Consider the following 19,353-nt stretch of genomic DNA (forward strand, 5'->3'; position numbering starts at 1 on the left):
GACTTTCGCAACCGATGAACGGAAGACCTGTGGGGCGGACGCCGCGGACCCGGCGTTGTGGTTTGAGACGTAGCTCACGTCGAAGTCAACCGGAAAGAAGGACAAAGATGTCTGCCCCATTGACAGCAGTACCCCCGGTCGCCACGGATGAAAGCACTGGCGCAGGCGAAAGCGCCAAGTTGCCCCCTTATTCGCATGAACTGGGCTGGCCCGAGGGCATGGCGCCGTTCAAGGTCGTCGATGACGGAACGCAGGGCGATCCCTATGCCCACTATGAATGGATGCGGGAGAACGCCCCCGTCCTCCGTGCCCATTCACCGGTCTCTGACGTCTGGTTCATTTCCCGGTACGACGACGTCCGTAAGGCCATGCGGGCCCCGAAGGTCTTCTCCTCCCAGGTTGTGGACCCTGTTCCGCTGACGTTCCTCACGCTGTTCGACGCCCCGAACCACACACGCCTGCGCCAGGTCGTTGCCCAGGCCTTCATCCCGAAGGCCATTGCCCGCTTCGAGGATCGTGTCCGCGAAAACGCCGAAAAGTACCTGACCCCGATGCTGGCCGCCGGCGGCGGCGACGCAGTGGACGACTACTCAATCCCGCTCAGCATGTCCACCATCAGCGCCCTGCTCGACGTGCCGGCCGAGGACTTCGACAAGATGAAGTTCTGGTCCGACGAGACGTTCAGCTACTTCGGCAGGCTCGCCCGCAACGCACAGGGCACCGGCACCGACGAACAGAGCACCTTCGACTTCTTCGCCTACCTGAAGGACACCATGGAGCGGCTCTACCGCGAGGCGAGCGACTCCGTCGGCGGCCACATCGCCCGGATGTGGAAGGACGGCCTGTTGAGCGAGAAGGAAGCCAAGGAACTCTGCGCCTTTGTCTTCGTCGCCGGCCACGACACCACCACCATCCTGCTGGCCAACTCGTTCCGTGTCTTCAGCGAACAGCCGGACCTGCTGGACCGGATCCGCCGCAACCCTGATGATGCGAATCTCTTCGTCGAGGAGCTGGCCCGCTACCGCGGCACGGTGCAGCGGGCCAGCCGGATCACCACGGAGGAAGTGGAGGTTGCCGGAGTCAAAATTCCCGCGAACGCTATCGTCCGGCTGCTGCCGGCCGCGGCGAACCGTGACAGCAGCAAGTATCCCGACGGCGAGCGTTTTGATATCGACCGCAACACCGACGGCCATCTCGGCTTCGGTCACGGTGTCCATAGCTGCCTGGGGGCGCCGCTCGCGCGGTTTGAGGTCCTGGTGACCGTGAAGCTCCTTGCCGAAAAACTGGGATCCCTCGCTTTGGATCCGGACAGGCCGATTGAATACGTCCGCGGAAACAACCTGACGAACTCGGGCCCGGAGCACCTGCACGTGATGCTGGAGAAGATCAATGCGTGACCACGAACCGATGAAACAGGGACCGGTGACCGCGACTACAGATCGGGTGATCATCGCAGGCGCCGGACACTCCGGCGTTGCTGTCGCCGCGGGCCTCCGTGCCCGGGGCTGGGAAGGTGGCATCCTGCTGCTCGACGCGGAGAAAGAGACGCCCTATGAACGCCCCCCGCTGTCCAAGGAACTCCTGAAAGACGGCGCGTCAGATGAGTCCGCCGTCCTGCGCAAGGAGAAGTTCTATCTGGACAAGGGCATTGACCGGCTGGCGGGCATCACCGCCGACTCGATTGACAGGCAGGGCCGAACAGTCCTGCTGTCGGATGGCAGCCGCCACGCCTACCACCGGCTCGTCATCGCTACGGGTTCGCGGGCGAGGCCCCTCACCGTGCCCGGCGCCGGGCTTGGCGGAGTCATGTCCCTGCGGACACGGGAGGATGCCTTGGAACTGAAGCGGTTGCTGGTCCGGGGAGCCCGCGTCGCCATCATCGGCGCCGGGTACATCGGACTGGAAGTCGCCGCTGCCGCTGCAGCCAAGGGCTGCGAGGTCACAGTGCTGGAGTTCCAGGACCGCGTGATGAGCCGGGTGACCTCCGCCCCGGTCTCGCACCACTTCGAACAGCTCCACGGGCGGAACGGAGTCCGGTTCGTCTTCGGTGCAGCAGTTACGGCGATTGAAGGAGGCGGGCGGGCAGAGCGCGTGGTCACCGCCGACGGCAGGGTCTTCCTGCCGACGTCGTATTGGCCGGAATCGGGGTGCTGCCCAACCAGGAGCTGGCCGCGAAAGCCGGGCTCGAATGCCGGGACGGCGTCCTCGTGGACGGGGACGGCCGGACCTCAGACCCTTTGATTTACGCCACCGGTGACGTCACCCGCTTCACCAGCCCGATCGACGGCACCAGCCAACGCCTCGAATGCATCCAGAACGCGCAGGCGCAGGCCGATGGGGTTGCAGCCCACATCACCGGCCAGGAACCCGCTGATCCTGAAATCCCGTGGTTCTGGACCGTCCAGCACGGTGTCCGGCTGCAGACCGCCGGCGTGCGCGATGCGGCGGACGACGTGATCGTGCGCGGCGAACCCGCAGGCGGCAGGTTCTCGGTGGTCTATCTTCGGGACGGCCGCCTCGCCGCCGTCGACACTGTCGCGGGCCTGACCGACTTCCGGCCGGCCAGGAAACTGATTGGCCAGGGAGCCCGGCTGGACCCGACGCTGGCAGCGGACCCCGGCATCCCGCTCACCGACACCGTCCTCAATCACCCCACCGACGCTGACCTTGCGGCAGCCCGAATCTAAGGAACCCCCATGAGCAACAACAAACTCACCGTCATCGACCGCGAAGGCTCCACCCACGATCTCGAATGGGAACCGGACCAGACGCTGATGGAGGCCCTGCGTGACAACGACCTGCCGGTCCTGGCCTCCTGCGGCGGCACCGCCTCCTGTGCAACCTGCCACGTCTTCCTCGAGAAAGAGGTCTACGACACCCTGGGCGAACGCAGCGAGGATGAACTGGAACTGCTTGTCGAGGCGGAGGGGTACCGGGAGTGCGGCTCCAGACTCTCCTGCCAGCTCGACTTCAGCCGGGACCTCAACGGTGTCACCGTGACCCTGGCTCCGGAAGAGTAGCTACGCCGGCGGGTCGGTCACCAGGATGCGCACTGAGCACAGGTCCGCGGCCGCCCGCTTCAGCACGGCCGCGCGGGGATCCGGGACGTCGAGGAATGCCAGCCGGGCCAGCCCGGCGTAGCGCTTCAGGACGGGTTCGGCGAGCACCTGCTCGGCGAGGGTGCGGTCGCCTCCGGGCGCCAGGTATTCGATCCGGTGGTCCGCGAAGATCCTGCCGGCGTGCGCGGCGACCGCTTCCACCAGGGCGTCTGCCTGGTTGGCGCGCCGCCGGGCGAAGCGTTGCTGGGACCAGCCGCCGGCCGCGGTCCTGGACTGGACGTGGCGGGTGCCGGTTTTGGATGCCAGGGCGGCGCCGTCACGGACCACCGCCACGGAATAGCCGCCGCGGCGGACCAGCACCAGCCCGAGCGTCCGGGACTGCGACGCCAGCGACGCCAGCCGCTCCACGGCGTTGCTGCCGCTGCCCGGCCGGCCGTCAGCCGGCCACGGCTGCTCCAGCAGCGCCACGGCGCCGTCCTCTGCGGACAGCTGCAGTCCGCCGTCGAGCTCCTCCTGATCCACGGTGCCGTGGCTCGCGGCAAAGCGCTCCACCCACCCTGGCAGCCGTGCACCGGAGACGAACGCCGCTCGGGACTCTGGGGTGGGCATCGTGTGGTTCTCCGTTGTCAGTGCTGTCAGGATCTAGAAGTAGCCTATCTATGTGGATGATTTCTTTGGCCAGGGGCCGGACAACGACGACGACGGCGGGACGGTGCCGCCGTCCGGGTCGGGCGTTTCCGGGCCGGCCGCCGGGCGGCCCGCCGGGCGGACGCAGCCCCGCGGCCCGCTAGCGGTCCGGATGCGGCCCCGGACCCTCGACGAGGTCGTGGGGCAGCAGCACCTGCTCGGACAAGGGTCGCCGCTGCGGCAGCTGGCCGCTGGAGCGGGCGCCGACTCCGCCGGACCCGCCGGCCCGACGTCGCTCATCCTGTGGGGACCTCCGGGAACCGGCAAGACCACCCTTGCCCATGTGATTGCAAAAGGTCCGGGCCGGAAGTTCGTCGAGCTGTCCGCCATCACCGCGGGAGTGAAGGATGTCCGGCGTGTCATGGACGAGGCGCTCACGGCCCGGGACCTGTACAAGACCACCACGGTGCTTTTCCTCGACGAGATCCACCGCTTCAACAAGGCCCAGCAGGACGCGCTGCTGCCCGGCGTCGAAAACCGCTGGGTGGTGCTGGTGGCCGCAACCACCGAAAACCCTTCGTTCTCGGTGGTGTCTCCGCTGCTCTCCCGGTCGCTGCTGCTGACGCTCCGGCCGCTGACGGATGCGGACATCGAGGGGCTCATCCAGCGGGCCGTGGCCGATTCGCGCGGGCTGAACGGAAAGGTGAAGCTCAGCGACGAAGCGCTGGCCCACCTGGTGCGGCTTTCCGGCGGAGACGCGCGCCGGGCGCTAACGGCGCTGGAGGCAGCAGCGGGCGTAGCGTTCGGTGATGCCGACGACGCCGCCGAAGGACCCGTCTCGGTGGAACTGCCGCACACTGAACGTGCCCTCGACGTTGCCGCGGTGCGGTACGACCGTGCCGGGGACCAGCACTATGACGTGGCCAGCGCCTTCATCAAATCCATCCGCGGTTCGGATGTGGATGCCGCCCTGCATTACCTGGCGCGCATGCTGGAAGCGGGGGAGGACCCCAGGTTCATCGCCCGGCGCATCGTGATCTCGGCTGCCGAAGACGTGGGGATGGCGGACCCGACCGCGCTGCAGACGGCCGTCGCCGCGGCGCAGGCCGTGCAGCTGATCGGCATGCCCGAAGGGCGGATCGTGCTGGCTGAGGCCGTCGTCCACCTGGCCACGGCCCCGAAGTCCAATGCGGCGTACATGGGCATCAACAAAGCCACGGCAGATGTCCGGGCCGGCCTGGGCAACGGCATCCCCGCCCACCTGCGGGACGCGCACTATCCCGGATCAAAACAACTCGGACACGGCCAAGGCTACAAATACGCGCACGACGCCCCCCATGCCGTTGCCACCCAGCAGTATCCGCCGGACGACCTCGTTGGCCGGGACTATTATGTGCCCACCGCCAACGGCGCCGAACGCGATATTTCAACGCGGCTGGAGCGGCTCCGGAAGATCATCCGGGGCGGCTGAGCTTCAGGCCGGAACGAACGAAGCATTGCCCCGTTGACTTCCCGCAGCGGAGGGCTAACGTTGAATTACGTGGCTCAAAACCGATTGCGCCCGCCGTCTCACTTCCAGGTCGTGTTTCATGTCCGCTAATTTCGTCACAGCACTGTCCGTGAAGTCCTTTGACGTTCCGGACAAAAAGCGCTGTCCTGACAAAGCGGAGTTCGATCTTGTCACCGTCAACGACTATTCGGTGGCCCGGCTGATCCTCAACCCCGGCTGGCGGTGGTCTGAGAGCATCAAGCCCTTCGAGAAAACGGACTTCTGCCAGCACAGCCACCTCGGATTCTGCGTCTCCGGTGTGATGGAAGTGGAAACCGCGGACGGCGTGCGTTCCACTATCCGTGCCAATGACACCTACACCCTGCCACCCGGCCACGACGAGTGGGTCGTGGGAAGCGACCCGTTCATCGCCGTCGAGTTCCTCGGTGCCGCTTCCTTCGGCCGGCCGGCCAGCCGCGGAGTCCACGCCCGGACCTGACACCGCCGCATCATGGTAGGATAGTTCGTTGTCTGGCAAGGCGCAGACGCACAATCCACCCGATTCCAGCACTTCATGCTGTCGTGATGACTTCCGGTGGCCTGTGCCCGGCGCCCAGTAGCAAAAGGCAGCGGTTGGCCGATGCTCTCCATCGTGGAGGCCAGTAACACTGACACACCGCAGATATTGGAAGGACACAAGTGGCTAACAACACTCGTGCTCGCCGTACCGCACGCCTCTCGCGTGCACTCGGCATTGCTCTGACCCCCAAGGCCGCCAAGTACATGGAGCGCCGCCCGTACGGCCCCGGTGAGCATGGCCGTGCCCGCAAGAAGCAGGACTCCGACTACGCCGTACGTCTGCGCGAAAAGCAGCGTCTGCGCGCCCAGTACGGCATCCGCGAAGCCCAGATGACCCGTGCCTTCGAAGAAGCACGCCGCACCAAGGGCCTGACCGGTGAAAACCTGATCGAACTGCTCGAAATGCGTCTCGACGCCCTCGTGCTGCGTGCCGGCTTCGCCCGCACCATCGCCCAGGCCCGCCAGCTGGTTGTGCACCGCCACATCCTGGTTGACGGCATCCGCGTTGACCGCCCGTCCTTCCGCGTCGGCGAGGGCCAGCTGGTCCACGTTCACAGCCGCAGCGAAACCATGCCTCCGTTCCAGGTTGCAGCAGCCGGCGCGCACCGCGACGTCCTGCCCCAGGTTCCGGCATACCTGGACGTCAAGCTCGACGCCCTGCAGGCACGCCTGGTTCGCCGCCCGAAGCGCTCCGAGGTTCCCGTAACATGCGAAGAGCAGCTCGTCGTCGAATTCTACGCACGCTAAATAAACGCAGCGTATACAAAGAAGCCCGTGGCAAGCGCCGCGGGCTTCTTTGTATGTAAGGTACTGGGGGGACTTCCGCATTTGCGGCCATGATGCCGCCGCGGAACCCGCAGCAGTCCACGGAATCACAAGGAGATGAACGTCTATGTCTGGTGGCGATATTGCCGGCCTGATCGCAGCAGGGGTGTTTGCACTCCTCGTGCTGCTTCTCGCCGTGCCCATCCTGAAACTCGGACGGGTTTTCGACGAAGTCCGGACATCCATCCGCTCGATCAGCGACGGCGCCACCCCGCTCATGGATGAAGTCACAGCCACGGTTTCCACGACGAACCAGCAGCTGAAAAAGGTCGACGGCATCTCGTCCAACGTCTCCGACGCCTCAGCCAACATTTCCGCGCTTTCGTCCCTCGTGGCCGCAACCGTGGGATCGCCGTTGATCAAGGTGGCAGCCTTCAGCTACGGCGTCCGCTCCGCCCTGTCTGCCCGCAAGAAACCCGCCACCGGCCGCCGCAGCCGCTAACCCAGACGGAGAGCACTCATGAAAAGAATTCTCTGGATGGGGATCGGCGTCGCCATTGGCGTTATCGCCTTCCGCAAAATCAGCGAGGCCCAGTCCGCCCTGGGCCCCGAAGGCCTCAACCGGGCGGTTGGCCGGCTGGCCGACGGCATCTACGACTTCGCGGACGCAGTCCGGGACGGCATGCAGGAGCGGGAAACCGACCTGCGGGCCGCACTTGGCATCGACAGCCAGGATGTTGTGCGGCGTTAGCCGGCACCACCGCACCCCGCAGGCACTCCGCGGCCGCGCGGAAATCGAATCGCCCGCCATGGGGGAGAATTAAAAGGGTTGCCCGGGCTCGCGCCAGGGGGCAGCCACGCGTTGAAGTGCGTGAACTACATGCATCAGAACTACACGCAGTACACCAAGAAGGGTAAGTAACCAGGTTATGAAGTCGCAGGAGATCACCAAGCGCTGGATCGACTTTTTTGTCAGCAAGGGCCACACGGCGGTGCCTTCCGCATCCCTGGTCTCCAGCGACCCCTCCCTGCTGTTCACGGTGGCCGGCATGGTGCCGTTCATTCCGTACCTGACCGCCCGCGAAGAAGCGCCCTACAACCGGGCCACCAGCGTGCAGAAGTGCATCCGCACCGGCGACATCGAAGAAGTCGGCAAGACGGCACGCCATGGCACCTTCTTCCAGATGTGCGGCAACTTCTCCTTCGGCGACTACTTCAAGGAAGACGCCATCAAGTTCGCCTGGGAACTGCTCACCACGGGCGTTGACGACGGCGGCTACGGCCTGCCGCCCGAAAAGCTCTGGGTCACCGTCTACGAAGAGGACGACGATGCCGAGCAGCTGTGGCTGAAGAACACCGGCATGCCTGCCGACCGGATCCAGCGCATGGGCAAGGCGGACAACTACTGGTCCACCGGCCAGCCCGGCCCGGCCGGCCCCTGCTCCGAAATCTACTATGACCGCGGCCCCGGCTACGGCGTAGAAGGCGGGCCCATCGCCGACGAGAACCGCTACGTCGAAATCTGGAACCTCGTGTTCATGCAGTACCAGATCGACAACGTCCGCTCCAAGGTTGACTTTGACATCGTGGGTGAACTGCCCAAGAAGAACATCGACACCGGCCTCGGCATGGAACGCCTGGCGATGATCCTGCAGGGCGTCGAGAACATGTACGAGACCGACCAGGTCCGCCCCGTGATCGACAAGGCAGCGGAGCTGTCCGGTAAGGAGTACACCTCTGCCGAGTCCGACGACGATCCCCACCACACCGACGACGTCCGGATGCGCGTCGTGGCGGACCACATCCGCTCCGCCCTGATGCTGATCGCCGACGGCGTCACCCCCTCCAACGAAGGCCGCGGCTACGTCCTGCGCCGCTTGATCCGGCGCGCAGTGCGCTCGATGCGCCTCCTCGGCGTCGAAAAGGCCTGCCTGCCGGAGCTCTTCCCGGCATCCCGGGACGCGATGAAGGGCGTCTACCCGGTGGTGGAGACCGACTTCGACCGCATCAGCCGCATCGCCTACGCCGAAGAGAAGGCGTTCCTGCGGACCATCGCATCGGGCACGGCCCGCCTCGAGGACGCCGTGAAGGAGTCCAAGGCGGCAGGCCAGCCGCTGTCCGGCGCAGATGCCTTCGCCCTGCACGACACCTACGGGTTCCCGATTGACCTGACGCTGGAAATGGCGGAGGAAGCCGGCCTGAAGGTTGACGAGCCCGAATTCCGGAAGCTCATGCTTGAACAGCGCCAGCGCGCCCAGGCCGACGCCAAGGGCAAGAAGGGCTCGCACGCGGACCTCAGCGCCTTCCAGGAACTGCTGGGTGAAGGCGAGACCGTCTTCACCGGCTACACGGAGCTGTCCGGCGAGTCGAAGGTGCGTGGCATTCTTTCCGGCGGCCGCAAGGTTTCCCAGGCATCCACCGGGGATGAAATCGAGCTTGTGCTCGCGGAGACCCCGTTCTATGCAGAGGCCGGCGGCCAGGCAGCGGACACGGGACTCATCACCGGCGACGGGTTCGTCGTCGAAGTCCTGGACGTCCAGCGCCCCGTCAAGGGACTCAGCGTCCACAAGGCGGTGGTCCGCGAAGGCGAAATCGGGGCGGACTCCCTGGTGCAGGCCGCCGTGGACCGCGAACGGCGCCACTCCGCAGAGCAGGCGCACACCGGCACGCACATCGTGCACGCCGCCCTCCACCAGATCCTCGGCCCGGAGGCGCTGCAGCGCGGTTCGTACAACAAAGCCGGCTACCTTCGCTTCGACTTCGCCTGGGGCGAGGGCCTCAGCGCCGCGACCCGCTCGGAGATCGAAGAAGTATCCAACCTCGCCATCCGCAACAACTTCCAGGTTGAAACCAAGGTCATGGCCCTGGCCGAGGCCAAGGCACTCGGCGCCATGGCGCTGTTCGGCGAGAACTACGGCAACGAGGTCCGAGTCGTGGAGATCGACGGCGCATGGTCCCGTGAGCTCTGCGGCGGCACCCACGTAGCCAACACCTCCCTGATCGGCAGCCTGTCGCTGCTGGGGGATCAGTCCGTCGGTTCGGGAAACCGCCGCGTGGAAGCCTTCGTGGGCATGGAGGCGTTCCGCCACCTCGCCGCAGAGCGCGCCCTGGTCACGGAGCTCACCGAAATGCTGAAGGTGCCGTCGGGCCTGCTGGCAGACCGGATCGCCACCACCCTGACCAAGCTCAAGACGGTCGAGAAGGAACTGGAGCGCCTGCGCAAGGAGCAGCTCACCGCTGCCGCAGCCCAGCTGGCCGGCACCGCCAAGGACGCTGCCGGGGTGAAGGTCATCGCGCACGACGCCGGACAGGTCAGCGGCGCGGACGACCTCCGCGGACTGGCCCTCGACCTCCGCGGCAGGCTTGGCTCAGAGGCCGCCGCCGTGGCAGTGGCCGGTGTCAGCAATGACCGTCCTGTGATCCTGGTTGCCACCAACGAGGAAGCGCGCGCTGCGGGCGTGAAGGCCGGCGCCCTCGTCCGACTCGCTGCCGGAATCCTCGGCGGCGGCGGCGGCGGAAAGGACGACGTCGCCCAGGGCGGCGGCACCGACGCCGCGAAGGTGCCGGCGGCGCTTACCGCCGTCGTGGACGCCATCACGAGGCGATAACCGAACCGTGAATCAATCTGCTGCACCCGACGCCTACCCCCGGGGCACCAAACTGGGGGTGGACGTGGGCACCGTCCGCGTGGGCGTCGCCGTCTGCGATCCCGACGGCATCCTGGCCACACCGCTGAAAACCCTGTCACGGGACGTCAAGAAGAACACGGATGTGCGTGTGCTGGCGGCCCTTGCGGCGGAGCTTGGCGTGGTGCAGATCTTCGTCGGCCTGCCGCGCACCCTCAAAGGGGAAGAGCACGCATCGGCGCGGATGGCTACCGACTACGCGGAACTGCTGGCGGAGGCGGTGGCGAGGCAGGGTTCAACCCTTTCCGTGCGGCTGATTGACGAGCGTTTAAGCACTGTGACAGCGCACCGCAACCTGCATGAAGCTGGCATGAGCAGCCGGAATCACCGTAAGGTAGTGGATCAGGTTGCCGCTGCAGGTATCTTGCAGCATGCGATCGACATGCAAAAAGCCAGGGGAACGGATGTTGGACACCGCGTGTTTGCGGTTTCCCAGCCGGGGCTTTCCGGGGACGCCGCAGCCGAAGAAGCTGGGCAGGCAGTTACCGGAAACAACGTGCAATCTTCAGACGATGGAAGGCTACAGTGAGCCCGGTCAACAGCGGCGAGTCCTTACGCGAAGAAATCAGTGACTCCGGACGACAGCTGACACGCAAGGAAATTCGGGCCAGGGAGAAGTCCCTCGCGACCGAAGGCCATGACGTGGTCCCTCCGCAGGCCTTTGAAACCGGACATCCGCCCGTACAGCCGGCAGTACCCGACGCCGCCCCCGCGATGCCGGCGGAGCCCCCTACCGTCCAGCAGCAGGAAGTCCCCGCGGCTTATGCGGCCCCGGTGCACCACAACGTTCCCGTTGAGCAGGTGGAGCCCGTCCACCACGAAGTTCCGGTCCAGCAGGTGGAGCCGGTCCAGCACGACGTTCCCGTCCAGCACGTGGAGCCGGCGCACCACGAGGTACCCGCGGACGTTGACCTCCACAGCCATCCCGGCAGCCACGATGCGCACGCCGAGCTGCACGGCGGGGCCGGACACCACGATGATGTAGAGCACCATGAGGACGAGGCCCACCATGTCTACGATGACGCCGACGTCTACTTGGCGGGGGATCACCACCCCGAGCACCACTATGACGAACCGGGACACCCGCTGATCGCGGCCGGCTCGACCATGACCGTTGCCCCGGCCAAGTCCAAGAAGGTCCGGCGCCGCCGCCGCTGGCTGGCCCTGCTGCTGACATTGGCGGTCTTCGTCACCGCACTCGTGGTGGGAGCCCAGTTCCTTAAGCCGCTCCTGGGCGGGAATACCGTCGCAGACTTCCCGGGTCCCGGCACGGGCGAGGTCACCGTATCCGTTGAGCCCGGCGAAGGCACCCGTTCCGTCGCCACCAAGCTCGCGGACCAGAAGGTCATCGCCAACCCGGACACGTTCCTGCACGAACTCACCGCTTCCGGCGGCACTGTTGCCCCGGGGCAATTCCAGTTCCGCCAGGAAATGAAGAACTCCGACGCCGTGGCTGTGCTGCTGGGCAAGGCTGACGCCAAAGTGATGTATTTTGCCCTGAGCGCCGGGCTCCGGGTCAATGAATCACTGCAGGCAATAGCCGAGGGATCCGGCATTCCCGTTGCCGAACTCAAGGCGCTCAGCGATGCGCCTGCCCAGTTCGGGCTGCCCGGGAAGGCCAAGAACCTTGAAGGGTACCTGGCCCCCGGCGAGCACCGCTTCCCGCTGGGGACGTCGGCTAAGGAGATCCTCCAGAACCTGGTCACCACCACGGTGGACGAGCTCAAGGCGCAGGGAGTCACCGATCCCGCGAAGCAGTATGACGTCGTCACGGTCGCCAGCATCGTGCAGGCCGAAGGCGGGCAGGCCGAATACGGTGATGTTGCCGGTGCCATCTACAACCGGCTGAAGCCGAACAACACCGAAACGGCCGGCCTGATCCAGTCCGATGCCACCGTGACCTACGGCTTGGGGATCAAGAGCTTCCACATCGACGAGGACCAAAAAGCCGACAAGTCGAACCCGTACAACACGTACGCCAACCAGGGGCTTCCGGTGGGTCCTATTGGATCACCGGGCAAGAACGCCATCGATGCGGCGGCCAAGCCGAAGACCAACGAGTACATGTACTGGGTGACCATCAACCTGGACACAAAGGAGACCAAGTTCTCCAAGACGCTGGCTGAACACAACGTGTATGTCGAGCAGTACAACTCCTGGTGCGCAGCCAACGCGGGACGCTGCACGTGACCTCCAGGGCTGCTGTCCTGGGGCATCCGATCAGTCATTCGAAGTCCCCTGCCCTTCATCGGGCTGCCTATTCCCACCTGGGCGTGGACATTGAATACTCCGCCATCGATGTGACCGTTCCGGACCTTCCAGCCTTCATGGCTGCAGTCCGGGCCGAAGCCGGCTGGCGCGGGCTGTCCGTCACCATGCCGCTCAAGACCGCGATGGTCTCGGAAGTGGACGAAGTCCGCGGAGTGGCCGGCATTCTCGGCGTCGTGAACACTGTCGTGTTCGAGTCCGGGGGGTCCTCCGTTCGCGCGATCGGCTACAACACCGACGTCGCAGGCATCGTCAACGCCGTGCGGCACGCAGGGGTAGCGGCCGCGCCGTCCGCCGTGGTGCTGGGAGGCGGCGGGACCGCTGCCGCAGCGGTCGCCGCGCTTCGGGATCTCGGGGCGCCCTCCGCTGATGTTTTCGTGCGCGACGTCGCACGTGCCGCTGAAGCCCGCGCCGCTTCTGCGGGTGTGGGCCTTCCCGTCCGGGTCCTCCCGCTGGCTGGCGCGGCCGCTGCAGTGGCGGCTGCCGACGTCGTCATTTCCACCCTTCCGCCCCGCGCTGCCGACAGCTTGGCGGACGAGCTAGCCGGCCTCCACACCGCGACGCCTGGGGTCCTGCTTGACGTCGCCTATGACCCCTGGCCAAGCCGGATCGCCTCCGCCTGGCAGGACGGGGGAGGCGCCGTGGTCCCCGGGCTGGAGATGCTGCTGTACCAGGCGGTGGAGCAAGTGAAGTTTTTCAGCGGCCTTGGCGACGACGTCACGGCCGATGTCATAGATGTGATGTGTGACTCAGTCGGGGCACCCCGACGAGTGTTGTAACCGCCCTACGTGGCAGGATGGATTGTATGTTGCGTTGGTTGACTGCCGGTGAATCCCACGGTCCGGCACTGGTCGGAATAATTGAAGGCGTGCCCGCCGGTGTTGAACTCACCAGCGGACAGATCGCCGATGCCCTGGCCCGACGGCGCCTCGGCTATGGCCGTGGTGCCCGGATGAAGTTTGAGCAGGACGTTGTGACCGTCCTTGGCGGAGTGCGCCACGGCATCACCCAGGGCGGCCCGGTGGCCATCCAGGTGGGCAACACCGAATGGCCCAAGTGGGAGCAGATCATGGCTGCCGATCCCGTGGACGCCGAGGTCCTCGCCGACCAGGCACGCAACGCGCCCCTGACCCGGCCACGCCCCGGCCACGCCGACTTCACGGGCATGCAGAAGTACGGCTTCGACGAGGCCCGCCCGGTGCTGGAGCGTGCCAGCGCCCGCGAAACCGCCACCCGTGTTGCCCTGGGCACCGTGGCGGCCCAGTTCCTGAAGCAGTTGGGAATCGAACTTGTCAGCCACACGGTTTCCATCGCCAGTGTTACCGTGCCCGAAGGACGGCCGCTGCCGGTTCCTGCCAACGTGATCGCCCTTGACGCGGATCCCCTCCGCTGCTTCGACCGCGAAACCTCGGATGCCATGGTGGCCGAGGTGGACGCCGCCCACAAGGAGGGCGAAACCCTCGGCGGCGTGGTGGAGGTCCTGGCCTACGGCCTTCCGCCGGGACTCGGCAGCTACGTCCACTGGGACCGCCGCCTGGACTCCCGCCTTGCCGCTGCCCTCATGGGCATCCAGGCCATCAAGGGTGTGGAAGTGGGTGACGGTTTCCTCACCGCCTCGCGCCGGGGCTCCGCGGCGCACGACGAAATCGTCAAGGACTCCGACGGCCGGATCATCCGTACCAGCAACCGGGCCGGCGGCATCGAAGGCGGCATGAGCATCGGTGACGTCCTGCGCGTCCGTGCTGCCATGAAGCCCATTGCCACCGTTCCGCGCGCCCTCAGGACCATCGACGTGAGCACCGGGGAGCCCGCCAAGGCACACCACCAGCGCTCCGATGTCTGTGCCGTCCCCGCTGCGGGCGTGGTGGCCGAGGCCATGGTGGCGCTGGTCCTCGCCGAGGCAGTGGCCGAAAAGTTCGGCGGTGATTCCGTCGCGGAGACGGAACGCAATATCAAGGGTTACCTGGACAACATTCCGGCGTCCCTGGACTCGATCGGCCTGTAGTGCCGGCCAGCAGCAGGAACGGCGCAGCGCCGCGCCGGCCCATCGCGCTCATCGGCCCCATGGCCGTGGGCAAGTCCGCCATCGGAAACCAGCTGGCGCAGCAGCTGGGTGCGGCGTTCGTCGACACCGACGTGGTGATTGTGGAGAACCACGGCACCATTGCGGATATCTTCACCGCTCGTGGCGAGAGTGCTTTCCGGGAGATCGAGGCCCGGACGGTGGCTCGGGCGATTGAAGATGCCCGGCACACCAGTACCGTCATCTCCCTGGGCGGCGGCGCGGTCCTGGACTCGGGCACCCAGCAGCTGTTGGGTCAGTGCACTGTGGTCTACCTGGAGTGCGACGCTGACACCGTGTCGGAGCGCATCGCCAGGAATTCGGGCCGGCCGCTCCTGGCCGGTGATGCCATGGGCCGCTGGCGCGCATTGTTCGTCACACGGCAACCGGTGTATGAACGGCTCGCCGATCTTGTCTTCGATGTCCGCAACGGCTCCGTTGCGGATCTGGGGCACCGGCTGGAAGAGGCGCTGCGTGAATACGCAGCGGCACAGACTGCGGCGGCGGAGCCAGTGGCCGCAACACAGGAAGTTGAAAAGTGAGTAGCGAATCAACCGTCATCAAAGTCACCGGCAAGTCTGCTGCTGACAACTACGACGTCGTTGTGGGCCGCGGCCTGCTCGAACGCCTTCCGGAGCTGCTGGGGGAGCGCGTCAAGCGCGTCCTGGTCATCCACCCGCGGGCCCTCCGGCTTACCGGCGACACTGTCCGCGATGAACTGGCCTCGGCCGGGTTCACTGCGCTGACCGCCGAGATCCCGGACGCCGAAGAAGGCAAGCACATCCAGGTGGCGGCGTTCTGCTGGCAGGTCCTGGGACAAAACGACTTCACCCGGTCCGACGCCGTCGTGGCAGTCGGCGGCGGCGCTGTTACGGACCTGGCAGGATTCGTGGCGGCCACCTGGCTCCGCGGCGTCAAGGTCATCCACATGCCCACCAGCCTGCTTGGCATGGTGGACGCATCAGTCGGCGGAAAGACCGGCATCAACACGGCGGAGGGCAAGAACCTCGTGGGCGCTTTCCACCCGCCTGCTGCCGTGCTCGCCGACCTTGATACGCTCACCACCCTGCCGAAGAACGAGCTGATTTCGGGGATGGCAGAGGTCATCAAATGCGGCTTCATTGCCGATCCCGCCATCCTGGACCTGGTCGAGAAGGATCCGTCCGCAGTTACGGACCCGCAGTCCGCGGTCCTCCGCGAGCTGATCGAACGCGCCATCGCGGTCAAGGCCGAGGTCGTCTCGGAGGACCTCAAGGAGTCCGGGCGGCGCGAAATCCTCAACTACGGGCACACCCTGGGGCACGCGATCGAGCTGGTGGAGCGCTATTCCTGGCGCCACGGCGCGGCCGTATCCGTGGGGATGATGTTCGCTGCCGAACTGGCCCGCAGCGTGGGGCGCCTCAGCGACGGTGACGCCGACCGCCACCGCACCATCCTGGAAACCCTGGGCCTGCCCATCACCTACCGGCGTGACCGCTGGCAGGGCCTCCTGGACGGCATGCGCCGGGACAAGAAGTCCCGCGGCGACCTGCTGCGCTTCGTTGTGCTCGACGGCATTGCCCGGCCTGGCATCCTGGACGTCCCGGACACGTCCCTGTTGTTCGCCGCCTACCAGGAGATTGCCTCTTGATGACCGACGTCATGATTGATTCCATCGGCGGCACCAGCGAGTGGCCGGACGCAGGGTTCCCGGGAATCAAGATCAACCCGGACACCCTGCTGCCGGGGATCGTCAATGAAGAGGCCTGCAGCTCGGCGCTTGAGGCGTCCTCCGATCCGGCGGACCGCATCATGGTCCTGCTGGTGGAGGGCCACGCCGCCGATGCGGCGGAGCTCCTGGCCGAGGCCCGGTACAGCGATCCCGAATCCTTCCGGCTCCGCGCCTTCGAGGCCGAAGTCCTGCGTGTTGCCAGGCGTTTCGACCGGGCCGTTGACCTGTTCCGGCAGCTCCTGGGCGAGGTCCAGGGCACCGAACTGGAAGCACTGGCGCACCAGCACCTGGGGCGTGCGTATTACGCCGCCGGCAACACCGCAGCGGCCGTTGACGAGTTCGCCAAGGCCCTGGACCTGCGGGTGGCAGGGGCCGCGGACGCGGCGCTGATCTACTCATCCACCGTTGCGCTGCAGCGGGCCCGGAACGTCCTGGAAATGGCGTCCTAGGGGCCGTCGCGCGAGCCTGCCGGCATTACCGGTAGAATGGTTCTTGGATTTTTGACAAATACTCGCTGGCGGCCTTTCGGCATGCCCGCCTGACATAACCGGCTGGCGGCTAGAAGCGGTCAGATAGAAACCAGAGGATATCAGTGGCAACCACAAACGACATCAAGAACGGAACCGTGCTGAAGCTTGAGGGCCAGCTCTGGAACATCATCGAGTTCCAGCACGTCAAGCCGGGCAAGGGCGGCGCGTTCGTCCGCACCAAGATGCGCAACGTGATGTCCGGCAAGGTGGTCGACAAGACCTTCAACGCCGGCCTCAAGATCGAGACTGCCACGGTTGACCGCCGCGATTACCAGTACCTCTACCAGGACGGCGCCGACTTCGTGTTCATGGACACCCAGGACTACGACCAGATCACCGTTTCCGGCGCCACCGTGGGCGACGCCACCAACTTCATGCTGGAAAACCAGATGGTCAACATCGCCATCCACGAAGGCACCCCCCTCTACATCGAGCTTCCCCCGAGCGTTGTGCTCGAAATCACCTACACCGAGCCGGGCCTGCAGGGCGACCGCTCCTCGGCAGGCACCAAGCCCGCCACGGTGGAGACCGGCTACGAAATCCAGGTTCCGCTGTTCGTCGAGCAGGGCACCAAAGTCAAGGTCGACACCCGTGACGGCAGCTACCTCGGCCGGGTCAACGACTAGTGAGCGCCCGCGGTAAGGCCCGTAACCGGGCCCTGGATGTTCTCTTTGAGGCGGAGCAGCGCTCCCTCTCTGCTTTTGATGTGCTGCGCTCCCGCCGCGAACAAACCGATCAGATCGTCAACCCCTACACCCTCGAGATCGTTGAAGGCGTGGTGTCCCACCAGGCCGCCATCGACGAATTCCTGGAAACCTACTCGCAGGGGTGGACACTGGAACGCATGCCCTCGGTGGACCGCATCATCCTGCGGATCGGCACCTGGGAACTGCTCTACAACGACGACGTTCCCGACGGCGTGGCAGTCAGCGAGGCGGTTGCCCTGGCCAAGACGCTGTCAACGGACGAGTCGCCGTCGTTCATCAACGGCCTGCTGGGCAGGCTCCAGCAGCTGAAGCCCTCGCTGCTGGCATAGCCGCTGAGGTATTGGCAACGAAAAGGACCGGCATCCGCCTTCTGGCGGGTGCCGGTCCTTTTTCCTTGCCGGCGCTTAGCGCAGCATGGCGTCCCGACGGGCGACGATCTCTGCCAGTTGGTGGTGCTCGTCGAGCTGGTGGACGGGAACGTCGCGGCCGCTGAGGATGCGTTGCCGGATGAAGGCCAGCCGGGTTGCCGCGACCAGGAACGCCTTCATCTGCGGTCCCCGGCCGAACTGCTTCGCCCAGCGCACGGCGGACCGGCGGCCGCTGGCGGTTGCCAGCATCTCCACCTCAGGCGGCGTGAACCACCCGGCGGCGGAATATTCCTGCAGCCGCTGCCGGGTCAGCCGGTTCTCCGCCACCCGCAGCAGCACAATGACGACGACGGCCAGCACGAAGATGGGCACCTGGACCACGATGTACTGAACCAGGAAGTCCCGCCCCATGCTGTTCCACGTGCTGTGCAGGAGCATCGCCGGAACCAGCCCGACGGCAAACGCCACCACGGACATTCCCCGGTGCCAGCGGCGTGCCGCAAAACCGAGGATGGGCCCGGTGGTTCCGGTGAAGATCGCGTGGGCAAACGGGGACATGACACCCCTCAGGAAAAACACGACGGCGAAGTCGGCGCCGGGCGTGCTCGATTCGGCGATGGCCCGCCCGAAGTACAGGATGTTCTCGGTGAAGGCGAAACCGCCGGCAATCGTGAAGGCAAACACCACGCCGTCCACGGGGCCGTCGAAGTGCTTCCGCGCAAGCACCAGGAGAAGCAGCAGGCCCAGGGACTTGGCGAATTCCTCCACCACCGGCGCCTGGACCGTCACGGCGAAGGTCTGATAGTCCATGCCGACCGGCGGCTGGGCGGCCAGGGAAAAGAAGGGCTGGATGAGCATCGTGACCGAGATGGACACCGCGGCACCCCACAGGAAGGCGAACAGCAGCAGGCGCTTCGGTTCGGGTTCCCAGCGGTCAATCACGTACACGGCCAGCAGCACGGCGCCCAGGGGAACAAGCGACGCGATGAACCCGACCACGAAGCCGGTGACTCCCGTGCTGCCCAGAAGGTAGGGGAGGACCAGGAAAAGGCTCGCGAAGGCAAGGAATCCGCCGCCTGCAACGAGTCCGATCACCCCGGCACTGCTGCGGCCGGCAGTAGCGGCAGGTGGAATCACCGTGCTGACGGCACGTGCGGAGTTCGCGGGCGCCGCCAGATAGTGATCCGGCTGGACGTGGCCCAGCCAGGTGGGATTTGCCTGCTGGGGCAAGAGTGGCCGATGCCCGTAGCGGTGACCGGCGGCGGGATCGTGCTGCGGCCAGGGCGCGTTCGATGTCATAGGACTGAGCCTATGTCGCCTCCCGGCAGCTTCCAAGGCGGCGGGAGCGTGGAAAGCCACGGCCTCACCGGCGACGGAGTGTGATGTTAAACGCCCCCATGGCAGCCGGCATCCAGCCGGACCGCGAAAGCCGGTGTGGTAATTTTGAAGAGCAAATGTTCCTTTTTTAATTCCGTCCCGTGAGGCGGGGAAAGGGGAGACGA

20 protein-coding genes and 1 pseudogene are annotated in these 19,353 nt (G+C 66.0%); 19 read left to right on the top strand and 2 right to left on the bottom strand.

The annotated features are described in order from the left end of the window. The first annotated feature begins 107 nt into the window (after window positions 1–107). From J7I92_RS06365 to J7I92_RS06380, 4 genes and pseudogenes are all read left to right on the top strand, one after another. Complete coding sequence (locus J7I92_RS06365) at window positions 108–1,397, top strand: cytochrome P450 (RefSeq protein WP_214838635.1); 1,290 nt, start codon at window positions 108–110, stop codon at window positions 1,395–1,397. A 10-nt stretch (window positions 1,398–1,407) separates the two neighbouring features. Further along, window positions 1,408–2,273: pseudogene (locus J7I92_RS06370) on the top strand (NAD(P)/FAD-dependent oxidoreductase); the annotation flags it as partial. Between the two features lie 108 nt (window positions 2,274–2,381). Then, on the top strand, window positions 2,382–2,687 hold the full coding sequence (locus J7I92_RS24345) for an oxidoreductase C-terminal domain-containing protein (protein ID WP_311380190.1): 306 nt from the start codon (window positions 2,382–2,384) through the stop codon (window positions 2,685–2,687). Window positions 2,688–2,696: 9 nt separating this feature from the next. Continuing rightward, a complete protein-coding gene (locus J7I92_RS06380) occupies window positions 2,697–3,020 on the top strand; it encodes a 2Fe-2S iron-sulfur cluster-binding protein (protein WP_214838641.1) in 324 nt (107 codons plus the stop codon). On the opposite strand, the gene J7I92_RS06385 is transcribed toward J7I92_RS06380, so the two are convergent. Then, complete coding sequence (locus J7I92_RS06385; protein ID WP_214838643.1) at window positions 3,021–3,668, bottom strand: acVLRF1 family peptidyl-tRNA hydrolase; 648 nt, start codon at window positions 3,666–3,668, stop codon at window positions 3,021–3,023. A gap of 52 nt (window positions 3,669–3,720) precedes the next feature. Here J7I92_RS06385 and J7I92_RS06390 point away from each other — a divergent pair, with 52 nt between their 5' ends. The 15 genes from J7I92_RS06390 (at window position 3,721) to nusB (ending at window position 17,812) form a co-directional block, all read left to right on the top strand. After that, window positions 3,721–5,157, top strand: a complete 1,437-nt coding sequence (locus J7I92_RS06390; protein ID WP_214838644.1) for a replication-associated recombination protein A — start codon at window positions 3,721–3,723, stop codon at window positions 5,155–5,157. A 118-nt stretch (window positions 5,158–5,275) separates the two neighbouring features. After that, window positions 5,276–5,674, top strand: coding sequence for a cupin domain-containing protein (locus J7I92_RS06395; protein ID WP_214838646.1), 399 nt, complete (start codon window positions 5,276–5,278; stop codon window positions 5,672–5,674). A 200-nt stretch (window positions 5,675–5,874) separates the two neighbouring features. Beyond that, window positions 5,875–6,501 (top strand): 30S ribosomal protein S4, encoded by a 627-nt coding sequence (gene rpsD / locus J7I92_RS06400; RefSeq protein WP_011692125.1) that lies wholly within the window; start codon window positions 5,875–5,877, stop codon window positions 6,499–6,501. 145 nt (window positions 6,502–6,646) lie between these two features. After that, window positions 6,647–7,021: a DUF948 domain-containing protein gene (locus J7I92_RS06405; protein WP_011692124.1), complete on the top strand. Its 375-nt coding sequence runs from the start codon at window positions 6,647–6,649 to the stop codon at window positions 7,019–7,021. A gap of 18 nt (window positions 7,022–7,039) precedes the next feature. Then, complete coding sequence (locus J7I92_RS06410; RefSeq protein ID WP_251039528.1) at window positions 7,040–7,270, top strand: DUF6167 family protein; 231 nt, start codon at window positions 7,040–7,042, stop codon at window positions 7,268–7,270. A 178-nt stretch (window positions 7,271–7,448) separates the two neighbouring features. Then, window positions 7,449–10,127 carry an alanine--tRNA ligase gene (gene alaS / locus J7I92_RS06415; protein ID WP_214838648.1) on the top strand — a complete coding sequence of 893 codons (2,679 nt, stop codon included), beginning with the start codon at window positions 7,449–7,451 and terminating at the stop codon, window positions 10,125–10,127. 7 nt (window positions 10,128–10,134) lie between these two features. Next, window positions 10,135–10,734 (top strand): Holliday junction resolvase RuvX, encoded by a 600-nt coding sequence (ruvX, locus tag J7I92_RS06420; protein WP_214838650.1) that lies wholly within the window; start codon window positions 10,135–10,137, stop codon window positions 10,732–10,734. Continuing rightward, complete coding sequence (gene mltG / locus J7I92_RS06425) at window positions 10,731–12,395, top strand: endolytic transglycosylase MltG (RefSeq protein WP_214838652.1); 1,665 nt, start codon at window positions 10,731–10,733, stop codon at window positions 12,393–12,395. The genes ruvX and mltG overlap by 4 nt, the downstream gene beginning before the upstream one ends. Continuing rightward, a complete protein-coding gene (locus J7I92_RS06430) occupies window positions 12,392–13,252 on the top strand; it encodes a shikimate dehydrogenase (RefSeq protein ID WP_214839065.1) in 861 nt (286 codons plus the stop codon). Before mltG ends, J7I92_RS06430 begins: the two co-directional genes overlap by 4 nt. A 26-nt stretch (window positions 13,253–13,278) precedes the next feature. After that, window positions 13,279–14,478 (top strand): chorismate synthase, encoded by a 1,200-nt coding sequence (gene aroC / locus J7I92_RS06435; RefSeq protein ID WP_214838654.1) that lies wholly within the window; start codon window positions 13,279–13,281, stop codon window positions 14,476–14,478. Next, window positions 14,478–15,077, top strand: coding sequence for a shikimate kinase (locus J7I92_RS06440; RefSeq protein WP_311380177.1), 600 nt, complete (start codon window positions 14,478–14,480; stop codon window positions 15,075–15,077). Before aroC ends, J7I92_RS06440 begins: the two co-directional genes overlap by 1 nt. After that, window positions 15,074–16,165: a 3-dehydroquinate synthase gene (aroB, locus tag J7I92_RS06445; RefSeq protein ID WP_214838656.1), complete on the top strand. Its 1,092-nt coding sequence runs from the start codon at window positions 15,074–15,076 to the stop codon at window positions 16,163–16,165. Before J7I92_RS06440 ends, aroB begins: the two co-directional genes overlap by 4 nt. Continuing rightward, on the top strand, window positions 16,165–16,695 hold the full coding sequence (locus tag J7I92_RS06450; RefSeq protein WP_396020358.1) for a tetratricopeptide repeat protein: 531 nt from the start codon (window positions 16,165–16,167) through the stop codon (window positions 16,693–16,695). The genes aroB and J7I92_RS06450 overlap by 1 nt, the downstream gene beginning before the upstream one ends. Window positions 16,696–16,838: 143 nt before the next feature. After that, entirely contained in the window at window positions 16,839–17,402 is a 564-nt protein-coding gene (efp, locus tag J7I92_RS06455; RefSeq protein WP_214838658.1) for an elongation factor P, read from the top strand. Continuing rightward, window positions 17,402–17,812, top strand: coding sequence for a transcription antitermination factor NusB (nusB, locus tag J7I92_RS06460; RefSeq protein WP_043481810.1), 411 nt, complete (start codon window positions 17,402–17,404; stop codon window positions 17,810–17,812). Before efp ends, nusB begins: the two co-directional genes overlap by 1 nt. Before the next feature lie 75 nt (window positions 17,813–17,887). Here nusB and J7I92_RS06465 read toward each other — a convergent pair whose 3' ends face one another. Then, on the bottom strand, window positions 17,888–19,150 hold the full coding sequence (locus tag J7I92_RS06465; protein ID WP_251039529.1) for a PrsW family intramembrane metalloprotease: 1,263 nt from the start codon (window positions 19,148–19,150) through the stop codon (window positions 17,888–17,890). Window positions 19,151–19,353: the final 203 nt, after the last annotated feature.

Origin of the sequence: Arthrobacter sp. ISL-72 (assembly GCF_018613755.1) — a bacterium.
Lineage (GTDB): Bacteria > Actinomycetota > Actinomycetes > Actinomycetales > Micrococcaceae > Arthrobacter.

Coding starts and splice junctions, on each gene's coding strand:
- J7I92_RS06365 (WP_214838635.1), top strand. CDS start 108: ATGTCTGCCCCATTGACAGCAGTACCCCCGGTCGCCACGGATGAAAGC.
- J7I92_RS06380 (WP_214838641.1), top strand. CDS start 2,697: ATGAGCAACAACAAACTCACCGTCATCGACCGCGAAGGCTCCACCCAC.
- J7I92_RS06385 (WP_214838643.1), bottom strand. CDS start 3,668: ATGCCCACCCCAGAGTCCCGAGCGGCGTTCGTCTCCGGTGCACGGCTG.
- J7I92_RS06395 (WP_214838646.1), top strand. CDS start 5,276: ATGTCCGCTAATTTCGTCACAGCACTGTCCGTGAAGTCCTTTGACGTT.
- J7I92_RS06405 (WP_011692124.1), top strand. CDS start 6,647: ATGTCTGGTGGCGATATTGCCGGCCTGATCGCAGCAGGGGTGTTTGCA.
- J7I92_RS06410 (WP_251039528.1), top strand. CDS start 7,040: ATGAAAAGAATTCTCTGGATGGGGATCGGCGTCGCCATTGGCGTTATC.
- alaS (WP_214838648.1), top strand. CDS start 7,449: ATGAAGTCGCAGGAGATCACCAAGCGCTGGATCGACTTTTTTGTCAGC.
- aroC (WP_214838654.1), top strand. CDS start 13,279: ATGTTGCGTTGGTTGACTGCCGGTGAATCCCACGGTCCGGCACTGGTC.
- J7I92_RS06450 (WP_396020358.1), top strand. CDS start 16,165: ATGACCGACGTCATGATTGATTCCATCGGCGGCACCAGCGAGTGGCCG.
- J7I92_RS06465 (WP_251039529.1), bottom strand. CDS start 19,150: ATGACATCGAACGCGCCCTGGCCGCAGCACGATCCCGCCGCCGGTCAC.